Raw genomic sequence first — 17,401 nt, forward strand, 5'->3', positions numbered from 1 at the left:
GGGGGGGGGGGGGGGGGGGGGGGGGGGGGGGGGGGGGGGGGGGGGGGGGGGGGGGGGGGGGGCGGGGGGGGGGGGGGGGGGGGGGGGGGGGGGGGGCGCCCGGCCCCCGGGGGGGGGGGGGGGGGGGGGGGCCCCCCCCCCCCCCCCCCCCCCCCCCCGGCCCCAGGTCCAGGGGGCGCTGGCCAGACTCTTTCGAGGCAGGGGAATCATGACAATGGCGTCAACGACATCGACGTCCCAAACACCCGTCACCTACCGAGAGGTGACCGACCACAACGGCCGGGTGTTCCGCGTCGGCGAGACCGACCTGGACATCATGGGCCGGAAGCGCAAGTGGATGGTCATCCTGCCGTGGGTAGGCATGATGGGCATCAGCTCGGCGGAGTACGCGTTCGCGTCCGCCGAGGACACGCTCCACACCGCGCACTCGTGGAGCAGTCTGCACATCTTCTGGATGCTCGGGGTCTGGGTGTTCTTCCAGGCCGCGGTGGCCTTCCCGGCGGGCAAGCTCCGCGAGTCCGGGAAGCTGCCGGCGCGCTACGCGATGATGTGCGGCGCCCTGGGCACCTTCCTGGGCTACCTGTCGCTGGCGTACGCACCGCACGTCGTCGTGGCGTACATCGGCTTCGGCATGTTCAGCGGCATGGGCGCCGGCATGGTGTACGCGACCTGCGTGAACATGGTCGGCAAGTGGTACCCGGAGCGGAAGGGAGGCAAGACCGGCTTCGTCAACGGCGGTTTCGCCTACGGCTCGGTGCCGTTCGTCTTCCTCTTCACCGGCTACATGAACCTGACCAACTTCCGCTGGGTGCTGGTCTCGGTCGGTGTCTTCCTCGCGCTGACCGTCGCGGTGGCCGGTTACTTCTTCAAGGACCCGCCGAAGAACTGGTGGCCGGCCGACGTCGACCCGCTGAAGGTGCCGGACGACCCGCGGGCCCGGCGCGCCATGGAGAAGAACCCGCCCGCCGTGCGGCAGTACACCCCCGCCGAGGCGTGGCGGACCGGCCGGGTGGCCCTGATGTGGTTCTGCCTGCTGTGCACCTCGGGCGTGAACATCTTCGGCATCGCCTTCCAGGTCGACATCGGTGAGGAGGCGGGCTTCGCCGGCGGGATCGTGGCCACGGCCATGTCCCTGAAGGCGATCGTCAACGGCACGGGCCGCGGCGTCATCGGCTGGCTGTCCGACCGCTACGGGCGCAAGCAGTGCCTGATCTTCGTCTGCCTCGTCCTCGGCCTCGCGCAGTACGGCATCCTGTGGTCGGCGGACATCAAGAACCTGCCGCTGTTCCTGATCTTCTCGTCCATCTCCGGCTTCGGCGGCGGCGCGATCTTCCCGATGTTCGCGGCGATGACGGCCGACTACTTCGGTGAGAACAACAACGCGTCCAACTACGGCCTGGTGTACAGCTCCAAGCTGGTCTCGGGTCTGCTCGGCTCCGGCATGGGCGCCTTCGTGGTCAGCCACTGGGGCCACAGCGGGGCGTTCACCCTCGCCGGTTCGATCTCGCTGTTCGCCGGCTTCGTGGCCCTCTTCCTCACCCCGCCGGGACGCCCCAAGAAGAAGGACATCACGCCCAACCCGCAGCCCACCAGCAGGGAGGCGATCTGACGTGACCACCGGAGAGCACCCGGGGCTCCGGCACCGCACGCCGTGCCCGACGACCGGGTGTTCCTCCCGTCCACCGCGGCGTCCCCGGACCACCCCCGTGTCCTAGGGGATCGTGCCGGAATGACGTGGGCCCCGGTCGTGGAACGCCACGACCGGGGCCCACGCGGCGTTCAGGCCGAGCGGTCGGCGGCGATCGCCTTGTGGTGGCGGATGACCTCTTCGACAATGAACTTCAGGAACTTCTCCGCGAAGGACGGGTCGAGGTGGGCGTCCTCGGCCATCCGCCGCAGCCGTTCGATCTGTTCCGCCTCGCGCCCGGGGTCGGCCGGGGGCATGTTGTGCGCCGCCTTCAGCTCGCCCACCTGCTGGGTGGCCTTGAAGCGTTCCGCGAGGAGGTGCACCAGGGCCGCGTCCAGGTTGTCGATGCTGCCGCGCAGGTGGCGCAGCCGCTCCAGGGCGGCCGTGTCGTCCACGTGTCCGTCGTCCATCCGCCCAGCCTAACCAGCGGGAAGGGGGTCAGTCGGCACGTCCCGTCGCGGCGACGGTCACGCCGAGGCCGATCATCGCGAGGCCGCCGGCGCCGCCGACCAGCGAAAGACGGCGCGGGGACCGGGCGAACCACGAGCGGGCGCCCGCCGCCACCAGGCCCATGGCGCTGTCCGAGACCAGGGCGATCACGTTGAAGACCAGGCCGAGCAGCAGCATCTGCACGGTGACATGGCCGGCCGTGCGGTCCACGAACTGCGGCAGCACCGCCGCGTAGAACACCATCGTCTTGGGGTTCGAGACCCCGACCACGAAGCCCTCGCCGAGCGTGCGCAGGGCGCCGCGCGCCGCTCCCGCGTTCCCGGACACCATGGTGAGGTCCTTGCGGTGCCGCAGCGCCTTGACGCCCAGGTACACCAGGTAGGCGGCGCCGGCCAGCTTGAGGGCGGCGAACAGCAGCGCCGAGCGCTCCACGACCGGGCCGACGCCGAGGGCGACGGCGACCACCAGGACGTACGAGCCGAGCGTGTTGCCGGCGACGGAGGTCAGCGCGACGCGGCGCCCGTGGGCGAGCGCGCGGCCGATGACGAAGAGGACGCTGGGGCCGGGGATCACCACGAGCACCAGCGATACCAGGGCGAAGGCCACGAGTCGGTCGAAGGACACCATGCCCGGAGGCTAATCGGGTATAACTTCCCGCGCACCGCATTAAGAGCGGGTACGAGGAGGCGGGATCGATCATGGGTGAGCCGCAGGGCGAGCAGCTGGAAGCCGTACGGGCCCGGCGGGAGGAACTGCGCGGGAGGTACCTGCACGAGCCGGCGGCGCGACCGGCGACGCGGGCGGCGGGGGTGCACCACGTCGCGTTCATCTGCCGGGACGTCGAGGAGACCATCCGCTTCTACCAGGAGTTCCTGGGGTTCCCGCTGGTGGAGCTGGTGGAGAACCGGGACTACGCGGGCTCCAGCCACTTCTTCTTCGACATCGGCCACGGCAACCTGCTGGGGTTCTTCGACTTCCCCGGCCACGAGCACCCCGAGCAGCACGAGACGATCGGCGGGCTGCAGCACCTGGCGCTGTCGGTGACCGCGGAGCAGTTCACCGAGGCCAAGCGCCGGCTGGACGAGACCGGCACGGAGTACCTCGGGCCGGACCGGGGCGTGGAGGACAGCCTCTACATCCGCGATCCCAACGGGGTCAACGTGGAGCTGTACCGGGAGGACCTCGGCCGCTTCGACGGCAAACCGCTGTTCTGAGGCGACGGGAGCCCGGCGGGGCGGGCGACCGGCGGCGCGCTCAGTCCTCGTGCGACCGCTGGTGGTACGAGGTCCTGGTGTGCTCGGTGTGCGCGCGCATGACCTGCTGGGCCCGCTCGCCGTCGCGTCCGGCGATGGCCGCGATCAGCTCGCGGTGCTCGACCCAGGACTGCATGCCGCGCTGCCGGGCGACCGGGGTGTAGTACCAGCGCACGCGCCGCTCGACCTGCCGGGCGAGTTCGGCGAGCACCGTGTTCCCGGCCAGTTCCATGACGCAGGCGTGGAGGGCGGCGTTGGCCGCGACGACCGCGTCGACGTCGTCGGCGGCGACGGCCGCCTCGCCCGCCTCGCACAGCTCCTCCAGCCGTTCCAGGCCCTTGGAGGTGGCGTTGGCCGCGGCGAGGCGGGCCGCCTCCGTCTCCAGCAGGGCGCGGACGACCAGGAGTTGGTCGGCCTCCTCGTCGGTGGGCTCGTGGACGAAGGCCCCCTGGGCCGGGCGCAGGTCGACCCATCCCTCGGTGTTGAGGCGCTGCAGGGCCTCGCGCACCGGCTGGCGGGAGACCCCGAGGTGGCCGGCGAGTTCGGTCTCCACCAGGTGCTGGCCCGGGGTGAGCGAGCGGGTGATGATCAGCTCGAGCAGCGCTTCGTACACCTGCTCGCGCAGGGGGCCCGGACGCTGGAGCTTGGGCACGGATCCCTGCGACAGCCCGCTGGACAGCATCGACGCCCCAACCTTTCCCGGGGATGATTGGCTTTCGTCTACAGTCTACGCGCGCAGCCGCCCAGCGCGGACACCACGCCCAAGGGTGACGCTCTTCACACTCCCGGGGCGCGGGGCCCGGCTATGCGGCCCCGGTGAGCTGGGAGGTCTTCAGGACGGTCAGGGTCACCAGCAACAACAGCATCGCCGTCATCCCGGCCGCCTGCCAGAGGGCGCGGTGCTTCCGCGGCGCGTGGGCCAGGACGAGCCCGACGGCGCCACCGGCGAGCAGGCCGCCGAGGTGGGCCTGCCAGGAGGTGACGGCCGCGGAGACGGCCATCCACACCAGCAGGCCGATCAGGAGCTGCCGCCCGCCGATCGGGTCGTTGCGCAGGCGCTTGCTGAGGACGAAGTAGGCGGCGCCCAGGCCGAAGATCGCGCCGGAGGCGCCGACACCGCCTTCCTGCGGGGCGATCAGGTAGGCCAGCACGGAGCCGCCGAGGGCGGAGAGCAGGTAGAGCGAGACGAAGCGGATCCGCCCCAACTGGGCCTCGACGGCCGGGCCGAGGGTCCACAGCGAGTACATGTTGAACAGGATGTGCAGGATCCCGAAGGTGCCCTGATCCGGCGGCTGGTGGAGGAAGGCCGAGGTGATGAGGCGGTACCACTCGCCGTGGGCGACGCCGATGGCCTCGTAGCCGGGGTACACCGTGCCGTCGTAGACGTAGGCCAGGCCGTCGGGGCCCAGCAGCCCCTGCCCCAGGCCGCCGAAGCGCACGACGAGGTCGGAGCGGACCAGTTCGCCGAGGTAGGCGGCGATGTTGAGGGCGATCAGGACGTACGTCACCACGGGCACACCCGAGGCCGCCACCCGGCCGCCGAAGACCGTGCGCGCCTGGCGGACGCTCCGGCCGCCCTCCTTCACGCACTCCGGGCAGTGGTGGCCGACCGCCGCCTCGCGCATGCAGTCCGGGCATATGGAACGGTCGCAGCGGGTGCAGCGGACGTACGTCTCACGCTTGGGGTGCCGGTAGCAGGTGGTGACCGGCGGCTCGGTGCCCTGGTCGGTGTCCGTGGTGCTCACGAGCGCGAAGCCCCCCATGTGGCGTACGGGACGGTGGAGTCGCACGTTTGTACCCAGCCCGGGCGCAGTGCGTCAAACCCCTCCGGCCTGCGCCTCCCTGCGCGGACCGCAAGCCCGGTCGACGAGGACGACGGTGACCGCGGTCAGGTCGGCGGCGTCGTTGCGCCCGGGTCCGCGGAGACGGGGTCGCGCGCGCTCGGCCCCGGGCAGACGGCGGCGTCCGGGAGTCCGGCGGCGGCGGATGACGTCTTCCTCCGTCACACGGTGCCGGGGGGGTGGCGGACGGCGCCCGGGCCTCGTCGTACGTCTCCTCGCCGGTCGGGGCGGTGCGGCCGCGGGCGCCGGTCCGGTCCGGGGGTGAGGCGCACCTTGAAGGTCGCCTTCCCCTCCCCGCGCGGAAGGTCGTCCGCGCCGTGGCTCCCGACGGCCGTGTCCCGCGACGCACCGCAGGCGCCGATGGCCGCGCCGCGCCCTTGCCGTACTTCCCCCGGCCGGGGCGGTCGGCCCCGTCGGCTCAGGTCCCCGCCGAACGCCCTCGGCACGCCCCGCGAACTGCGGCCGAACTCCCTTCGGCCGGACGCCGGCCGGGGACCGCTTTTACGACCCCTTGACCCCTAGCAGACGAATACTGTACACAGTATTCGTCCGGGAAACGGAGAGCCCCGGGCCGACGGATTCGTCGAGGTGACCGTGCCGGACTACGGCGCTGCCACCCGTGGCAACCTCTGTAACAAGGGCCGATTCGGCTTCCAGCGCGTACAGAACCGGGACTGATCGACATGGGACGGGTCACCGAACGACGTCGGGTACTGAGGATCAGGGACGGGGCGGTCGACCACCGGGCGGACACCCTCGTCGCCGAGGAACCGCTGGAGATCCGGCTCAACGGCAAACCGCTCGCGATCACGATGCGCACCCCCGGCGACGACTTCGCGCTCGCGGCGGGCTTCCTCGTCAGCGAGGGCGTGCTCGGCGGCGCGCACGAGCTGGCGAACATCGTGTACTGCGCGGGCGCCACCGTCGACGGGTCCAACACCTACAACGTCGTCGACGTGCGCCTCGCCCCCGGGGTCCCGGTCCCCGACATCACGCTGGAGCGCAACGTCTACACGACGTCCTCCTGCGGCCTGTGCGGCAAGGCCAGCCTCGACGCCGTGCGCACCACGGCCCGTTGGCCCATCGCCGACCCCGCGCCGCTGCGGCTCGAGCCCGCGCTGCTGTCCGCGCTGCCCGACCGGCTGCGCGCGGCGCAGCGGGTCTTCGACCGGACCGGCGGCCTGCACGCGGCCGCGCTCTTCACGGACGAGGGCGAACTGCTCGACCTCCGCGAGGACGTCGGCCGACACAACGCCGTGGACAAGATCGTGGGCCGCGCCCTTCAGCAGGACCTGCTGCCGCTCGCCGGGAAGATCCTGATGGTCTCCGGGCGGGCCTCCTTCGAACTCGCCCAGAAGGCCGTGATGGCCGGCATCCCGGTGCTCGCCGCCGTCTCGGCTCCGTCCTCGCTCGCGGTCGACCTCGCCGCCGAGTCGGGACTCACCCTCGTCGGCTTCCTGCGAGGCACCTCCATGAACGTGTACGCGGGCGAAGAACGGATCGCCCTGCCCGCGCCTGCGGCCGGGCGGGTCTGACCCGTCCCGGCCCGCGTACACGCGTGCAGGACCGGCCGGCGAGGTGCGCCCCCTGCGCCGGCCGGTCCCGCCGTAGCCGTGAACCCGAGGTAGACACTGTCCACCTCGGGGTGGACACTGTCCACCATGACCACCGCCCCCCGCGCGCGCCTGCTCGACGCCGCCCTCGCCGTCCTGGACGACGAGGGCGTCGAAGGGCTGACCCTGCGGGCCATCGCACGGCGCGCCGACGTCTCGCACGGGGCGCCGCTGAAGCACTTCCCGCACCGGGCGGCGCTGCTGTCCGCCGTGGCCACCGTGGGCTTCCGGGAACTCAACGCCCGCGCCGGCGCGGCCGTGCGCGCGTGCCCCGAGGGCGCCTCGGCGGCCGCGCGGCTGCGGGCCGGGTCCGGCGGCTACGTGGCGTACGCCCTGGGACGGCCGGCGATGTTCACCCTGATGTTCCGGCACGACCTGCTGGACCCCCGGGACAAGGAACTCGGCCGGGCCGGGTTGTCGGCCTTCGACGACCACCTCCTCGTGCTCGTGCGCGCCGCGCAGGCGGAGGGCTGGCGGCCCGGTGCGGACACCCGGGCGCTGACCGGCGCCGTGTGGTCCGGCCTGCACGGCGTGGCGCAGCTGTGGCTGTGGGGCTCGCTGGCCCTGGGCACCGGCGCCACGTCCATCGACGAAGCGCTCGACGCGCTCTTCACCTCGTTCGACCTCAAGGAACACTGACGATGCATGAGAAGTACGGATTCGACCGCGAGACGGCCGTCACGGCACGTCCGGGCGAGCCCTCGGTCTACGACGCCGAGCTCCACGAGGGCTGGCGGATCGGCATGGGCGTCAACGGCGGGCTGCTGCTCGCCCTCGCCGGCCGGGCGCTCGCCGAGGAACTGGGCGGCGACGGGCAGGGGCACCGGGATCCGTTCTCGATCAGCGCCTACTACCTGTCGACCTCGCTGCCGGGCCCGGTGACCGCCCGCACGGAGACGCTGCGCCGCGGCCGTACGGTCTCCACCGGCGTGGTCTCCCTCGTGCAGGACGGCGAGGAGCGGCTGCGGGCGCTCGCGACCTACGGCGACCTCGACGGCCACGACCACGCGGGCGACGTACGCACCTCCGCCACTCCCCCGCAGATGCCGCCGCCGCAGGACTGCGTCGGCACCGACGCGGCGCCGCCGGAGTTCCTGAAGACGTCCCCGATGCTGGAGCGCATCGAACTGCGCCTGGACCCGGACACCGTCGGCTGGGCGGTCGGCGCCCCCTCGGGCCGCGGACTGGTCCAGGGCTGGCTGCGCATGCCCGACGGCCGCGAGCCGGACCCGCTGATGCTGCTGCTCGCCGTGGACACCCTGCCGCCGGCCAGCTTCGACCTGGGGATACCCGGGTGGGCGCCGACGCTGGAGCTGACCGCCCACGTCCGGGCCAGGCCGGAGCCCGGGTGGCTGCGGCTCAAGCACTCCACGCGCAACTTCGCGGACGGCTACATGGAGGAGGACGCCGAGGTGTGGGACTCCGCGGGCCGCCTCGTCGCGCAGTCCCGGCAGCTGGCCCGGGTACGGCTGCCGCAGGGCGCCGCGTAGCCGCGACGCCCGCGGGGGCGCGGTCCGTCCTCAGTGCAGCAGGGCCTGCCAGTCCTCGGGGACCTTGCCCGCGGGGCCCGGCGCGGGCTGGGCCTCCGGGTGGGAGTTCGGCGGGGGCAGGACGGGACCGTCGTAGTACTCCTCGGTCTCGACGTTCCAGTACCACTCCTCACCGGGCTCGTAGCTGGTGATGAACGGGTGGCCCTCCTCCTTCGCGTGCCGCGTGGCGTGCTGGGAGGGCGAGGAGTCGCAGCAGCCGATGTGCCCGCACTGCGCGCAGCGGCGCAGGTGGAGCCACCAGCCCGGCCCCTGGCCGGCGCCGCAGTCGGCGCAGCCCGCGCCGCTCGGCCTGGCCGTGGGGTCGATGCCGGGGATCGTGACGTCGTCCGCCATGGTGGACCCGCCTCCTTAACCGCGATCACGTCCTCCTGGCATGCTAACCGCCCTCACCTGCCGCCACCGGGCGAACCGGAACGGGCCCTCACCGCCCCCGGCGACGGCGCAGCAGGCTGCCGGGATGCCGGACGAGGAAACGCAGGCGGCGGGTGCACCCGGGGGCGCGCAGCCACCACGGCAGCCTGCGCAGGGGCACGAACGCCAGGATGTCGTCGTGGGCCTCGGTCCCGGGCGGCAGGCCGCGCAGCAGTTCCAGGCAGCGGGCGTCGACCGTGGCGTGCAGGCGGGCGACGTGGGCCAGGGCCACGACCCCCTGGCGGCGCAGTTCCTCGTGCGGCGCCTCCAGCGCGCGGGCGACGCGGGGCAGGATCGCGGCGGCGTCCGGGTGGGTGAGCGCCAGCCCGATGACCGCGACGCCCACCAGCGGTTCCCCGCGCTCGAAGGCGGCGTCGACCTCCTCGGGCCGGTCGGTGCCGAGCAGCGCCGAGGAGTCGGCCCAGTTCATGCCCCGCCCGGCCGCCGCCCGCCCGACCAGGAACTCCCGCCGCCCGGCGGGGTCGTGCTCGCCGAGCCGCAGCCCTTCCAGGTACGCCCAGACCCGCCCGGCATCCGGTCCCGCCTCGGCGGCGGCCTGCCGCCACACCTCCGGCTCCGCCTCCGCCAGCGCGGCGAACCTCCCCCCGCGCTCCCCCAGGTCGCACCGGCGCAGGAAGGCCAGCCATCGTGCGTCCTCGTCCGTGACACGGCCGGTGGCGTGGCCGAAGGCGAGCTCGTCGGGTTCCAGCGCGACCGCGAAGCGGACGAACTCGGCGGGTACGGGAGCGGGGTGCGCGGTCACGAGCGCCGATGCTACGTGGGGGCGTCAACGGGCCTACGGGGCAGGGGAGTCGCGGCGTCGCACTTTGGGGTGGCCGGCCGGTACTCCCCTGGCGGTCAGGTGGTGCTGCGCCTGGTGCCGTCGAACGTGCATCGCGTGCTATGCCACGCTGTGAAAGGTCGCACGGTAGCTTCCGGCGGTGATGCCTACATGCTTCCGGAAGTTCCGCCGGAGGCTTTCGGCAGATCCGAAACCGGCCATTGCCGCAATGTCCGCGATGGGAAATGTGGTCGTCTCCAGCAATTGTTTCGCGCGGTTCACGCGCTCCTGACTGATCCAGTCGAAGACGCTCATTCCCACATCACGGCGGAATTTCCGCAGCAGACTCCGCTCGCTCACGTGTTCCTGTGCGGCCAGCCGGGCGAGGGTCAGGGGTTCATGGAGGTGCTCCTGGATCCAGGGCATCAGTGACCACGCAGCGGTGGCGTCGTCGGCACGCAGGGAACTCTTGACGAACTGAGACTGACCCCCCGGACGGTGAGGCATGGTGACCAGGAGTCGTCCGAGGTCGTTCGCGTAGGCCTGCCCGACATCCTCGGCCACAAGGTGCAGGGCGAGGTCCAGGGCGGAGAACACACCTCCGGATGTGTGGACCGGCCCGTCGTCCACGAATAGGTGCTCGGGTTCCAGTCTCACGTCCGGGAACATCTCCCGGAACTCTTCGGCGTACAGCCAGTGCGTGGTGGCGCGCCGCCCGTCGAGGACTCCGGCGTACGCCAGGACGAAGGCACCACCGCAGAACGACACCGTGCGTGCACCTGCCGTCAGAGCGCCGTGGATGGCCGACAACAGGGCATCGCTCCTGAGGGCGAGCGGGTTCTCGATGCCCGGGACGATGACAGTGTCGGCGTCCTCGACGACGTCCAGGGGAGCGAGTTCGCCGAGGTCGGCCCCCGAGGGCAGCGTGACACGAGGATCTTCACCACACAGCACGACCTCGTAGGGAGGATCACGATGCTTGGGGGTGTCGGACCATGCAGCAGGTCCGAACACCTGCTGCGCGATCAGCACCTCGAGCGTGACGGCGTCGGGAACGACCACCACAGCGACGACATGGTGATCACGGCCGCGCGAGGTGGAGGGATGCTTCGGCAGGTCCATGGTCACCCCTCATCGAGGGTGAGGTCGTTCCCACCACGCCTCCCGTGGGGGCGCGCATCGGGGGCATCCCGGTACGTCCACGGGCGTGACAGCAGGCGGCTTGCTGAGAATTTCCTCGACGCGATTCTCGATTATACCGCGAACCCGAACATCGACTTCGACACACGGCGGCCGTGAGGAAAAAGCTCGCTGATACCCAAGGCGATAGCGGACCGACCCGAAACTCATTGGCATATTGGCGCGTCGCAGCGGGTCCAGCGTGAAAGACGGGTCAGCACGGCCCGGCACCACAGCCGCCGGCAGCGAACCCTCCAGCTCCGCGACGTGCGGGTGGGCTCCTCGCCCGTGAATTGACACTCCGGGCACAGTCCATGGTGTCCGAGGTCGCTGACGATGGTTCCCCATCCGCGGCAGTGTTCACAGTCACGGGCCGAGCCGGCGTTGGCACGGACAGCGGGATTGGCCCCGTCGGTCATGGGATCTTCCTCCGATGCGTCTCTCATGTGGCCCTACAGGAATCTGGTGGCGGAATCGGGCACGGCGTACCGACGAACGGCCGACATCGACCAGCCGATGCCTCTGCCCGCGACCCGACTCCGGTGGGTCTCAGTGGTTTCGACCTGGCACGTACCGCCGTGTCATTGCCCGTCTCTCACGAGGTCGACCGCGCGCTCGGCGATGGCGAAGACCGCCGGGTTCGTATTCGCCGAGGGCACCGACGGCATCACCGAGGCGTCGGCGATGCGCAGGTTGTCGACGCCGCGCACCCGAAGCTCCGGGTCGACAACAGCCAGGGCACCCGTACCGATCCGGCACGTGCCGACCAAGTGCGTGTAACTCGTTGCCGTGCTTCTGATGTAGTGCCGACGCTCCGCATCGGTCACCACGTCAGGACCGGGGTACACCTCTCGGTCACGCAGTCCGGCCAGGGCCGAAGCGGACCCGACTTCCCGCGCGGCGTCAAGCCCTCGGAGCATCTGGTCAAGGTCCCCGGGATCGCCCAGGAGGTTCGGATGGACGAGTGGCTGCCGGTCCGGGTCCGCACTGGCCAGTCGCACGTGTCCGCGACTGGCCGGCGTCATCAGTCCGAAGACCACGGAGTACCCGCTGCAGACCTGGGGCTGCCAGCGAGGCCGCACCGGGAAGTCCGTGAACAGCAGATGCAGGTCAGGGCGGGCTGTCGGCGCGCTGCGCAGCAGCACATGCGGTTTGCGCGCCCAGTCGCTCACGGACACCGGAGTTCGCGCGGTGTACGTCACCTGCGATTTCACATGGTCATGGAAGTTCTCACCGACGCCGGGCAGGTCCACCACCACGTCCACACCCACTGACCGCAGATGATCGGCGGGCCCGATGCCGGATCGCAGCAGCAGCGCGGGGGACGGGATCGCCCCGGCCGTCACGATCACTTCCCGGTCTGCAACGGTTTGCGTCGTCCGGTGGCCCACACGATAAATGACACCCCGGCACACAGTGCCCTCGAGGAGCAGTCGCTGAACGTGGGCGTCCCCGCGCACGGTCAGGTTGGGGCGGCCGGTCGCAGCGGTCAGGTACGCGTCCGCCGCACTCACTCTCCGCCCGTCACGGATGTTGTTGTCGTGAAACGACACCCCCTCCCCCGACCCCGAGTTGCAGTCCTCGTTGAATCGATGTCCGACCTCGACAGCCGCCTCGAAGCACGCTTCCCAGAGCCGGGCGGTGGCTCCCGGCTGTTCGACGAAAACAGGCCCGTTCATGCCCCGTTGAGCCGGGTCGCGCCCTGGGGCTCGCTCGCTGCGCTTGAAGTACGGCAGCAGGGAGTCGTACGTCCAGCCGGCGGCACCGGCGGCATCCCACGCGTCGAAGCCGAACCGGTCACCACGGATGAACATCACCCCGTTGATACCGCTCGACCCGCCGAGCACCTTGCCCTGCGGCACCCTGAGCACCCCGTCCCCGAGCCCCGGCTGCGGCACCGTCTCGTAATCCCAGTCCACCGCCGACCCCACGAGTTGCCACCACCGCCTGGGGTCCGCCATGTCGGGCACCGGGTCGAGCGGACCGGCCTCCAACAGCAGCACGCTCAGGCCCGGGTCCTCCGACAGGCGCGCCGCCAGCACGCATCCCGCCGTGCCACCACCGACAACGATGTAGTCGAAACTCTCCGTGGTTTCCATGCCAGCCATCCCGCCAACGAGCAATGGTGAAGCGATCGGCGCACCATCGCAGCGCGCCGGCAGCGCTCCCGGCCTGTCACTCGGCGGCGCCTTCGGCCGGGCGCAACGCCGTCACATCGGGCACTGCCCCAGCGGAAGCCGGCAGTGTTCGAGCACTATCCCGCGTGCGTGAGTGACATCGCCTTCATTTCGGACACTCGTTGATACTACGTACGTAAATTCGCGAACCGTCCACGGTTGTCGCCAGCACCACCCCCACATCCCGCCACTCGCGCGCTTGGCGCTCGGAAGCGGTGAGGCCACAGCGAAACCGCCTACCACGTCGGACGGACCGGGCCGCCCGGGGCGAGGCGGCCGAGGTCCGCGACGAGGGCGCGCAGGCGGTCCTCGCCGAGCACGCCGACCCAGGGGCGTACCGCGTCGGCGGCGGCCTGGTCGGCGGCGCGGGTGCAGGCACGGCCGCGGTCGGTGAGGACGACCAGCCGGGCCCGGGCGTCGTCCGGATGGGGGCGGCGTTCGGCGTAGCCCTTGGCCTCGAGTTCGTCGACGAGCTGCCCGGCCGCCTGGCGGGTCACCCCGAGGTGCGCGGCGAGTTCGGTGACGGTCGCGCCGCCCGCGGCCATCCGGGCGAAGGCGAAGCCGTGGGCGGGCCGCAGGTCGTGGAAGCCGCGGGCGACGACGCCGTCATGGATCGCGGCGGTGAGGGCTCCGGCGGCGGCGAGCAGGTTCACGCCCAGGGCCATCGCCAGGGCCTCTTCGTCCTTCATGCGGCCACCTTGACACAGTGCGCAAGCAGCTTGAGCATATAGGCAAGCGACTTGCTCAAGTTGCTTGCCTATCCGGGAACAGGAGTCCGTATGCCCGTCGTCCGTTCCGCCGACGCCGTCGTCCACGACCTGCACGGTGTCCGCTTCGTGTCGTACGCCCGCACCGCCACCGGCAGCACCGAACTGTGCGCGTGGCGCGGCGAGGTGCCTGCCGGGACCGCCGGTCCCGCGCACACCATCAGCCGCGAGGAGGTCTTCCTCGTCCTGTCCGGCGGTCCGCGCCTGACCATCGACGGGGAGGCGTACGACCTGTCCCCCGGTGACGTCGCCACGGCGCCCGCCGGGGCCCGCCTGGCCCTGGAGAACCCGGGCGACGGCCCAGCCACCGTGTGGGTGACCACCGGGGTGGGTCTGGAGGCGGTGCTCGCCGACGGGTCGCGGATCAGCCCGCCCTGGGCCCGCTGACGCCGGCGGGCACCCCGCCGGTCAGCGCGTCACTGCAGGTGGGCGGTGTCGTTCCAGAGGGTGATCGCGGGGTCGCCGTACTCCCAGCCGAGGACCGACAACGACGCCGGGGCCAGGCTCAGCACCATGCCGCGCATCGGGTCCAGCCGCAGCCAGCGGGCGGCCAGGGTGCGCAGGAAGTGCCCGTGGGCGAAGACGACCGCGTCGCTGTCCTCCTCCTTGACCCAGGCCACCACCTCGTCCGCGCGGTTGGCGACCTGCCACGAGGTCTCGCCGCCGACGACCCCGTCGCGCCAGATCACCCAGCCGGGGCGTTCCTCCCGGATCTCCGGGGACGTACGGCCCTCGTACTCGCCGTAGTCCCACTCGCGCAGCGCGTCCCAGGTCTGCGCCCGGTCGCCGAAACCGGCGAGTTCGCAGGTGTCGCGGGCGCGCTGGAGGGGGCTGGTGCGGACCCGGGCGCCCGGGAAGTCGTGCCAGGGGGCGCGGGCCAGCCGCTTGCCCAGCAGGCGGGCGGCCTCCCGGCCCTCCTCGGTGAGCGGGATGTCGGTCCTGCCGGTGTGCTGGCCGGTCTGGGACCACTCGGTCTGGCCGTGCCGGACGAGCACGAGGCGCGGAGCCATCAGGGAGCCACCTCCGTGGGGACGGCCCCGGTGTCGTTGCCGTCGGGTTCGCTGAGGAATGCGCGGGACGCGCGGTGTCCCGGCCCGCGGCGGTGCGCGGGCCGGTGCGCGGCGGCGCTGTGGCCCTCGTGGCCGGTGCCCGGCGGCTCCGGCGCCGCCGTACCGGACGCCCGGCCGGCGTCGCGGTCCGGGGCGGGGTCGCCGCTAGGGTGGACGTGCGTCGCCACCGCTGCCTCCGAGGTCACGTGGACAGTGTCCCTCCCTACCCGCGGGGCGCACAAAACGCTGCCCCCGCGGCACGACCGCCCGAAGGAGATCCGATGAACGCGTCCGCCCCTTCGGCACCGGAGCCGCTCGACGTGCGCTGGATCCACGGGTCGCCGTCGGCGAAGCACAACACCGACCCGGACATCCAGGTGTTCGAGTACGACGAACGCACCTTCGTCCTGCGGCAGAACAAGGCGGTCCACTACGAGGCGCCGTTCCTCTTCCTGCTCTTCGGGGACGACCGCGCGGTGCTCCTGGACACCGGGGCCACCGCGGAGGAGGAGTTCTTCCCGTTGCGGGAGGTCGTGGACGAGCTGTTCGAACTGCGCCCGCCCGCCCTGCAGCGGCCGGGCTACGAACTGCTGGTCCTGCACACCCACGCCCACGGCGACCACGTCGCGGGGGACGCGCAGTTCGCCGGTCGCCCGGACACCGTCGTGGTGCCGGCCGACCGCGAGGACGCCTGGGACTTCCTCGGCCTCACCCAGGACCCCGACCGCGTGGCACGCCTGGACCTCGGGGGACGGGTCCTGGAGTGCCTGGCCACCCCCGGCCACCACGCCTCCGCCGTCACCTACTACGACCCGGCGACGGGCTTCCTGTTCACCGGCGACACCGTCTACCCGGGCCGGCTGTACGTCGAGGACTGGCCCGCCTTCCGCCGCACCCTCGACCGGCTGGTCGCCTTCGCCGCGGAACGCCCGGTCACCCATGTGCTGGGCTGCCACATCGAGATGACCCGCGAGCCGGGCGTGGACTACCCCGTCCGCACCACCCACCAGCCCGACGAGCCGCCGCTGGAGATGAGCGTGGACCAGCTCCGCGAGGTCCGGCGGGCGGTCGAGGAGATCGGCGACCGGCCCGGCCGCCACCCCTACCCGGGGTTCGTCATCTGCCGCACGGACTGAGCGCCTTCGACCGTACGGCACACTGTCCGGGTGTTCGCCCTCGCCGTCGCGCTGACCGTCCTCCTGCTGCTGGAGGTCGTCCCCTCCGCGGTCGCCCAGCTGATGCGCGCGCGGCCCGGCCTGGAACGGCTCGACGAGCTGACCCGGCTGGGCGTGCTGGAGGGGCGGCGCCTGTGGGTGGTCACCCTGCTCGGCACCCTGCACACGCTCGGCGCCGTGACGGTGCTCGTGGGGCTGTGGCACCCGCCCGTCGGCGTCGCCGGGGCGGCGCTGGAGGCGGGGATCTTCGCCTGGGTGCTGCTGCGCCAGCTGCGCCACGGTGACCGCGGGCGCGCCCTGGTCGCCTACGCGCTGTTGCTGGCGATGGCGCTCGCGGTCCTCGGGGTTGCCGCCCTGCGCTGAGCGGTCCCGCCGCCGGACGGCCGGGCCCGGTTCACCTGCGGCCGGCCACGACCTCCCGGGACCGCGCGACGGCCGGGGCGGCGGCGGGCGCGGCGGCCTCAGCGGCCCGCGCGGCCTCCGCCTGCCGTGCCCAGCGCTTGGCGAGGACCGCGCACACCATCAGCTGCATCTGGTGGAAGAGAATCAGCGGCAGCACCATCAGCCCGGCCTGGGCCCCGAACAGGACCGAGGCCATGGGCAGTCCGGCCGCCAGGCTCTTCTTCGACCCGGCGAAGACGATGGTCACCCGGTCCTCGCGGGGGAAACCGAGCCGACGCGAGCCGTACGAGGTCAGGCCGAGCATCGCGGCCAGCAGCAGGGCCTCGGCGAGCAGCAGCCCCAGCAGGCGCAGCGGCGTGACCTGGTGCCAGATGCCGCGCACCACGCCCTCGCTGAACGCCGTGTAGACGACCAGCAGGATCGAGCCCCGGTCGACCAGGCCGAGCACCTTCTTGTGGCGGGTGACGAAGCCGGCGATCCAGCGCCGCAGCAGCTGGCCCGCCACGAAGGGCACCAGCAACTGCAGCACGATGCCGAGCACCGCGTCCGCCGAGAGGCCCGCGCCGCTCCCGCCGAGCAGCAGCGCGGCCAGCAGCGGGGTGAGGACGAGCCCCGCGAGGCTGGAGAAGGAGCCGGCGCAGATGGCGGCGGCCACGTTGCCGCGGGCGACGGAGGTGAAGGCGATCGAGGACTGGATGGTCGAGGGCACCAGGCACAGGAACAGCAGCCCGGTGTGCAGCTCGGGCGTCAGCAGGTACGGCACGAGTGAGCCCGAGGCCAGGCCGAGCAGCGGGAAGGCGACGAAGGTGGCGGCCAGCACGGTGCCGTGCAGGCGCCAGTGACGCAGTCCGTCCATCGCCTCACGGGTGGACAGGCGCACGCCGTAGAGGAAGAAGAGCAGCCCCACCGCCCCGGTGGACGCCCCGCCCGCGAGGTGGGCGCCGGTGCCCCGGGCGGGCAGCAGCGCCGCGAGGAGTACGGTGCCGAGCAGCGCCGCGATGTACGGGTCCACAGGGAGCCAGGACGGGTAACGCAGGCGGCGCATGGTGGTTCCTCATCGGTGCTG

Annotated in this window: 20 protein-coding genes; 8 read left to right on the forward strand and 12 right to left on the reverse strand. The window is 72.2% G+C overall.

Features of this window, described 5'->3' with window-relative positions; translation table 11 throughout:
• The first annotated feature begins 214 nt into the window (after positions 1 to 214).
• Positions 215 to 1,609 (forward strand): OFA family MFS transporter, encoded by a 1,395-nt coding sequence (locus ACFZAU_RS30425; protein ID WP_499611478.1) that lies wholly within the window; start codon positions 215 to 217, stop codon positions 1,607 to 1,609.
• Positions 1,610 to 1,779: 170 nt separating this feature from the next.
• On the opposite strand, the gene ACFZAU_RS30430 is transcribed toward ACFZAU_RS30425, so the two are convergent.
• Complete coding sequence (locus ACFZAU_RS30430; protein WP_500554797.1) at positions 1,780 to 2,097, reverse strand: chorismate mutase; 318 nt, start codon at positions 2,095 to 2,097, stop codon at positions 1,780 to 1,782.
• 28 nt (positions 2,098 to 2,125) lie between these two features.
• Positions 2,126 to 2,764 carry a LysE family translocator gene (locus ACFZAU_RS30435; RefSeq protein WP_500554798.1) on the reverse strand — a complete coding sequence of 213 codons (639 nt, stop codon included), beginning with the start codon at positions 2,762 to 2,764 and terminating at the stop codon, positions 2,126 to 2,128.
• Between the two features lie 71 nt (positions 2,765 to 2,835).
• Between ACFZAU_RS30435 and ACFZAU_RS30440 the strand changes: the two genes are divergently transcribed.
• A complete protein-coding gene (locus ACFZAU_RS30440; protein WP_499611487.1) occupies positions 2,836 to 3,351 on the forward strand; it encodes a VOC family protein in 516 nt (171 codons plus the stop codon).
• Between the two features lie 40 nt (positions 3,352 to 3,391).
• On the opposite strand, the gene ACFZAU_RS30445 is transcribed toward ACFZAU_RS30440, so the two are convergent.
• Positions 3,392 to 4,072: a GntR family transcriptional regulator gene (locus ACFZAU_RS30445; protein WP_499611489.1), complete on the reverse strand. Its 681-nt coding sequence runs from the start codon at positions 4,070 to 4,072 to the stop codon at positions 3,392 to 3,394.
• Positions 4,073 to 4,193: 121 nt separating this feature from the next.
• Complete coding sequence (locus ACFZAU_RS30450; protein WP_500554799.1) at positions 4,194 to 5,153, reverse strand: rhomboid family intramembrane serine protease; 960 nt, start codon at positions 5,151 to 5,153, stop codon at positions 4,194 to 4,196.
• Between the two features lie 761 nt (positions 5,154 to 5,914).
• On the opposite strand from ACFZAU_RS30450, the gene fdhD reads away from it, so the two are divergent.
• The 3 genes from fdhD (at position 5,915) to ACFZAU_RS30465 (ending at position 8,334) form a co-directional block, all read left to right on the forward strand.
• Positions 5,915 to 6,766, forward strand: coding sequence for a formate dehydrogenase accessory sulfurtransferase FdhD (gene fdhD / locus ACFZAU_RS30455; protein ID WP_500554800.1), 852 nt, complete (start codon positions 5,915 to 5,917; stop codon positions 6,764 to 6,766).
• Positions 6,767 to 6,892: 126 nt separating this feature from the next.
• On the forward strand, positions 6,893 to 7,483 hold the full coding sequence (locus tag ACFZAU_RS30460; protein ID WP_500554801.1) for a TetR/AcrR family transcriptional regulator: 591 nt from the start codon (positions 6,893 to 6,895) through the stop codon (positions 7,481 to 7,483).
• 2 nt (positions 7,484 to 7,485) lie between these two features.
• A complete protein-coding gene (locus ACFZAU_RS30465; RefSeq protein ID WP_500554802.1) occupies positions 7,486 to 8,334 on the forward strand; it encodes a thioesterase family protein in 849 nt (282 codons plus the stop codon).
• A gap of 30 nt (positions 8,335 to 8,364) precedes the next feature.
• On the opposite strand, the gene ACFZAU_RS30470 is transcribed toward ACFZAU_RS30465, so the two are convergent.
• From ACFZAU_RS30470 to ACFZAU_RS30490, 5 genes are all read right to left on the reverse strand, one after another.
• The gene (locus ACFZAU_RS30470; RefSeq protein ID WP_499611502.1) at positions 8,365 to 8,727 is read right to left on the reverse strand and encodes a UBP-type zinc finger domain-containing protein; all 363 of its coding nucleotides are present in this window, start codon (positions 8,725 to 8,727) and stop codon (positions 8,365 to 8,367) included.
• 88 nt (positions 8,728 to 8,815) lie between these two features.
• Positions 8,816 to 9,568 carry a hypothetical protein gene (locus ACFZAU_RS30475; RefSeq protein WP_500554803.1) on the reverse strand — a complete coding sequence of 251 codons (753 nt, stop codon included), beginning with the start codon at positions 9,566 to 9,568 and terminating at the stop codon, positions 8,816 to 8,818.
• Positions 9,569 to 9,706: 138 nt separating this feature from the next.
• Positions 9,707 to 10,708 (reverse strand): GlxA family transcriptional regulator, encoded by a 1,002-nt coding sequence (locus ACFZAU_RS30480; RefSeq protein WP_500554804.1) that lies wholly within the window; start codon positions 10,706 to 10,708, stop codon positions 9,707 to 9,709.
• Between the two features lie 638 nt (positions 10,709 to 11,346).
• Positions 11,347 to 12,864 carry a GMC family oxidoreductase gene (locus ACFZAU_RS30485; RefSeq protein ID WP_500554805.1) on the reverse strand — a complete coding sequence of 506 codons (1,518 nt, stop codon included), beginning with the start codon at positions 12,862 to 12,864 and terminating at the stop codon, positions 11,347 to 11,349.
• A 314-nt stretch (positions 12,865 to 13,178) separates the two neighbouring features.
• Positions 13,179 to 13,631: a MarR family winged helix-turn-helix transcriptional regulator gene (locus ACFZAU_RS30490; RefSeq protein WP_500554806.1), complete on the reverse strand. Its 453-nt coding sequence runs from the start codon at positions 13,629 to 13,631 to the stop codon at positions 13,179 to 13,181.
• Between the two features lie 90 nt (positions 13,632 to 13,721).
• On the opposite strand from ACFZAU_RS30490, the gene ACFZAU_RS30495 reads away from it, so the two are divergent.
• Positions 13,722 to 14,096 carry a cupin domain-containing protein gene (locus tag ACFZAU_RS30495; RefSeq protein ID WP_500554807.1) on the forward strand — a complete coding sequence of 125 codons (375 nt, stop codon included), beginning with the start codon at positions 13,722 to 13,724 and terminating at the stop codon, positions 14,094 to 14,096.
• Between the two features lie 29 nt (positions 14,097 to 14,125).
• On the opposite strand, the gene ACFZAU_RS30500 is transcribed toward ACFZAU_RS30495, so the two are convergent.
• Positions 14,126 to 14,719, reverse strand: a complete 594-nt coding sequence (locus ACFZAU_RS30500; protein WP_500465974.1) for a histidine phosphatase family protein — start codon at positions 14,717 to 14,719, stop codon at positions 14,126 to 14,128.
• The gene (locus ACFZAU_RS30505; RefSeq protein WP_500554808.1) at positions 14,719 to 14,964 is read right to left on the reverse strand and encodes a hypothetical protein; all 246 of its coding nucleotides are present in this window, start codon (positions 14,962 to 14,964) and stop codon (positions 14,719 to 14,721) included. The genes ACFZAU_RS30500 and ACFZAU_RS30505 overlap by 1 nt, the downstream gene beginning before the upstream one ends.
• Positions 14,965 to 15,039: 75 nt before the next feature.
• Here ACFZAU_RS30505 and ACFZAU_RS30510 point away from each other — a divergent pair, with 75 nt between their 5' ends.
• Both ACFZAU_RS30510 and ACFZAU_RS30515 read left to right on the forward strand, forming a co-directional pair.
• On the forward strand, positions 15,040 to 15,894 hold the full coding sequence (locus ACFZAU_RS30510) for an MBL fold metallo-hydrolase (protein WP_499611522.1): 855 nt from the start codon (positions 15,040 to 15,042) through the stop codon (positions 15,892 to 15,894).
• 30 nt (positions 15,895 to 15,924) lie between these two features.
• Positions 15,925 to 16,296, forward strand: a complete 372-nt coding sequence (locus ACFZAU_RS30515) for a DoxX family protein (protein WP_500554809.1) — start codon at positions 15,925 to 15,927, stop codon at positions 16,294 to 16,296.
• A 31-nt stretch (positions 16,297 to 16,327) separates the two neighbouring features.
• Here ACFZAU_RS30515 and ACFZAU_RS30520 read toward each other — a convergent pair whose 3' ends face one another.
• Entirely contained in the window at positions 16,328 to 17,380 is a 1,053-nt protein-coding gene (locus tag ACFZAU_RS30520; RefSeq protein WP_500554810.1) for a bile acid:sodium symporter family protein, read from the reverse strand.
• Positions 17,381 to 17,401 lie beyond the last annotated feature (21 nt).

The organism is Streptomyces sp. NPDC008238, assembly GCF_042956445.1.
GTDB lineage: Bacteria > Actinomycetota > Actinomycetes > Streptomycetales > Streptomycetaceae > Actinacidiphila.

What these genes read in the sequence shown, in the direction of transcription:
- ACFZAU_RS30425 (WP_499611478.1), top strand. Translation starts at nt 215, where the DNA reads ATGGCGTCAACGACATCGACGTCCCAAACACCCGTCACCTACCGAGAG.
- ACFZAU_RS30430 (WP_500554797.1), bottom strand. Translation starts at nt 2,097, where the DNA reads ATGGACGACGGACACGTGGACGACACGGCCGCCCTGGAGCGGCTGCGC.
- ACFZAU_RS30435 (WP_500554798.1), bottom strand. Translation starts at nt 2,764, where the DNA reads ATGGTGTCCTTCGACCGACTCGTGGCCTTCGCCCTGGTATCGCTGGTG.
- ACFZAU_RS30440 (WP_499611487.1), top strand. Translation starts at nt 2,836, where the DNA reads ATGGGTGAGCCGCAGGGCGAGCAGCTGGAAGCCGTACGGGCCCGGCGG.
- ACFZAU_RS30445 (WP_499611489.1), bottom strand. Translation starts at nt 4,072, where the DNA reads ATGCTGTCCAGCGGGCTGTCGCAGGGATCCGTGCCCAAGCTCCAGCGT.
- ACFZAU_RS30450 (WP_500554799.1), bottom strand. Translation starts at nt 5,153, where the DNA reads ATGGGGGGCTTCGCGCTCGTGAGCACCACGGACACCGACCAGGGCACC.
- fdhD (WP_500554800.1), top strand. Translation starts at nt 5,915, where the DNA reads ATGGGACGGGTCACCGAACGACGTCGGGTACTGAGGATCAGGGACGGG.
- ACFZAU_RS30460 (WP_500554801.1), top strand. Translation starts at nt 6,893, where the DNA reads ATGACCACCGCCCCCCGCGCGCGCCTGCTCGACGCCGCCCTCGCCGTC.
- ACFZAU_RS30465 (WP_500554802.1), top strand. Translation starts at nt 7,486, where the DNA reads ATGCATGAGAAGTACGGATTCGACCGCGAGACGGCCGTCACGGCACGT.
- ACFZAU_RS30470 (WP_499611502.1), bottom strand. Translation starts at nt 8,727, where the DNA reads ATGGCGGACGACGTCACGATCCCCGGCATCGACCCCACGGCCAGGCCG.
- ACFZAU_RS30480 (WP_500554804.1), bottom strand. Translation starts at nt 10,708, where the DNA reads ATGGACCTGCCGAAGCATCCCTCCACCTCGCGCGGCCGTGATCACCAT.
- ACFZAU_RS30485 (WP_500554805.1), bottom strand. Translation starts at nt 12,864, where the DNA reads ATGGAAACCACGGAGAGTTTCGACTACATCGTTGTCGGTGGTGGCACG.
- ACFZAU_RS30490 (WP_500554806.1), bottom strand. Translation starts at nt 13,631, where the DNA reads ATGAAGGACGAAGAGGCCCTGGCGATGGCCCTGGGCGTGAACCTGCTC.
- ACFZAU_RS30495 (WP_500554807.1), top strand. Translation starts at nt 13,722, where the DNA reads ATGCCCGTCGTCCGTTCCGCCGACGCCGTCGTCCACGACCTGCACGGT.
- ACFZAU_RS30500 (WP_500465974.1), bottom strand. Translation starts at nt 14,719, where the DNA reads ATGGCTCCGCGCCTCGTGCTCGTCCGGCACGGCCAGACCGAGTGGTCC.
- ACFZAU_RS30510 (WP_499611522.1), top strand. Translation starts at nt 15,040, where the DNA reads ATGAACGCGTCCGCCCCTTCGGCACCGGAGCCGCTCGACGTGCGCTGG.
- ACFZAU_RS30520 (WP_500554810.1), bottom strand. Translation starts at nt 17,380, where the DNA reads ATGCGCCGCCTGCGTTACCCGTCCTGGCTCCCTGTGGACCCGTACATC.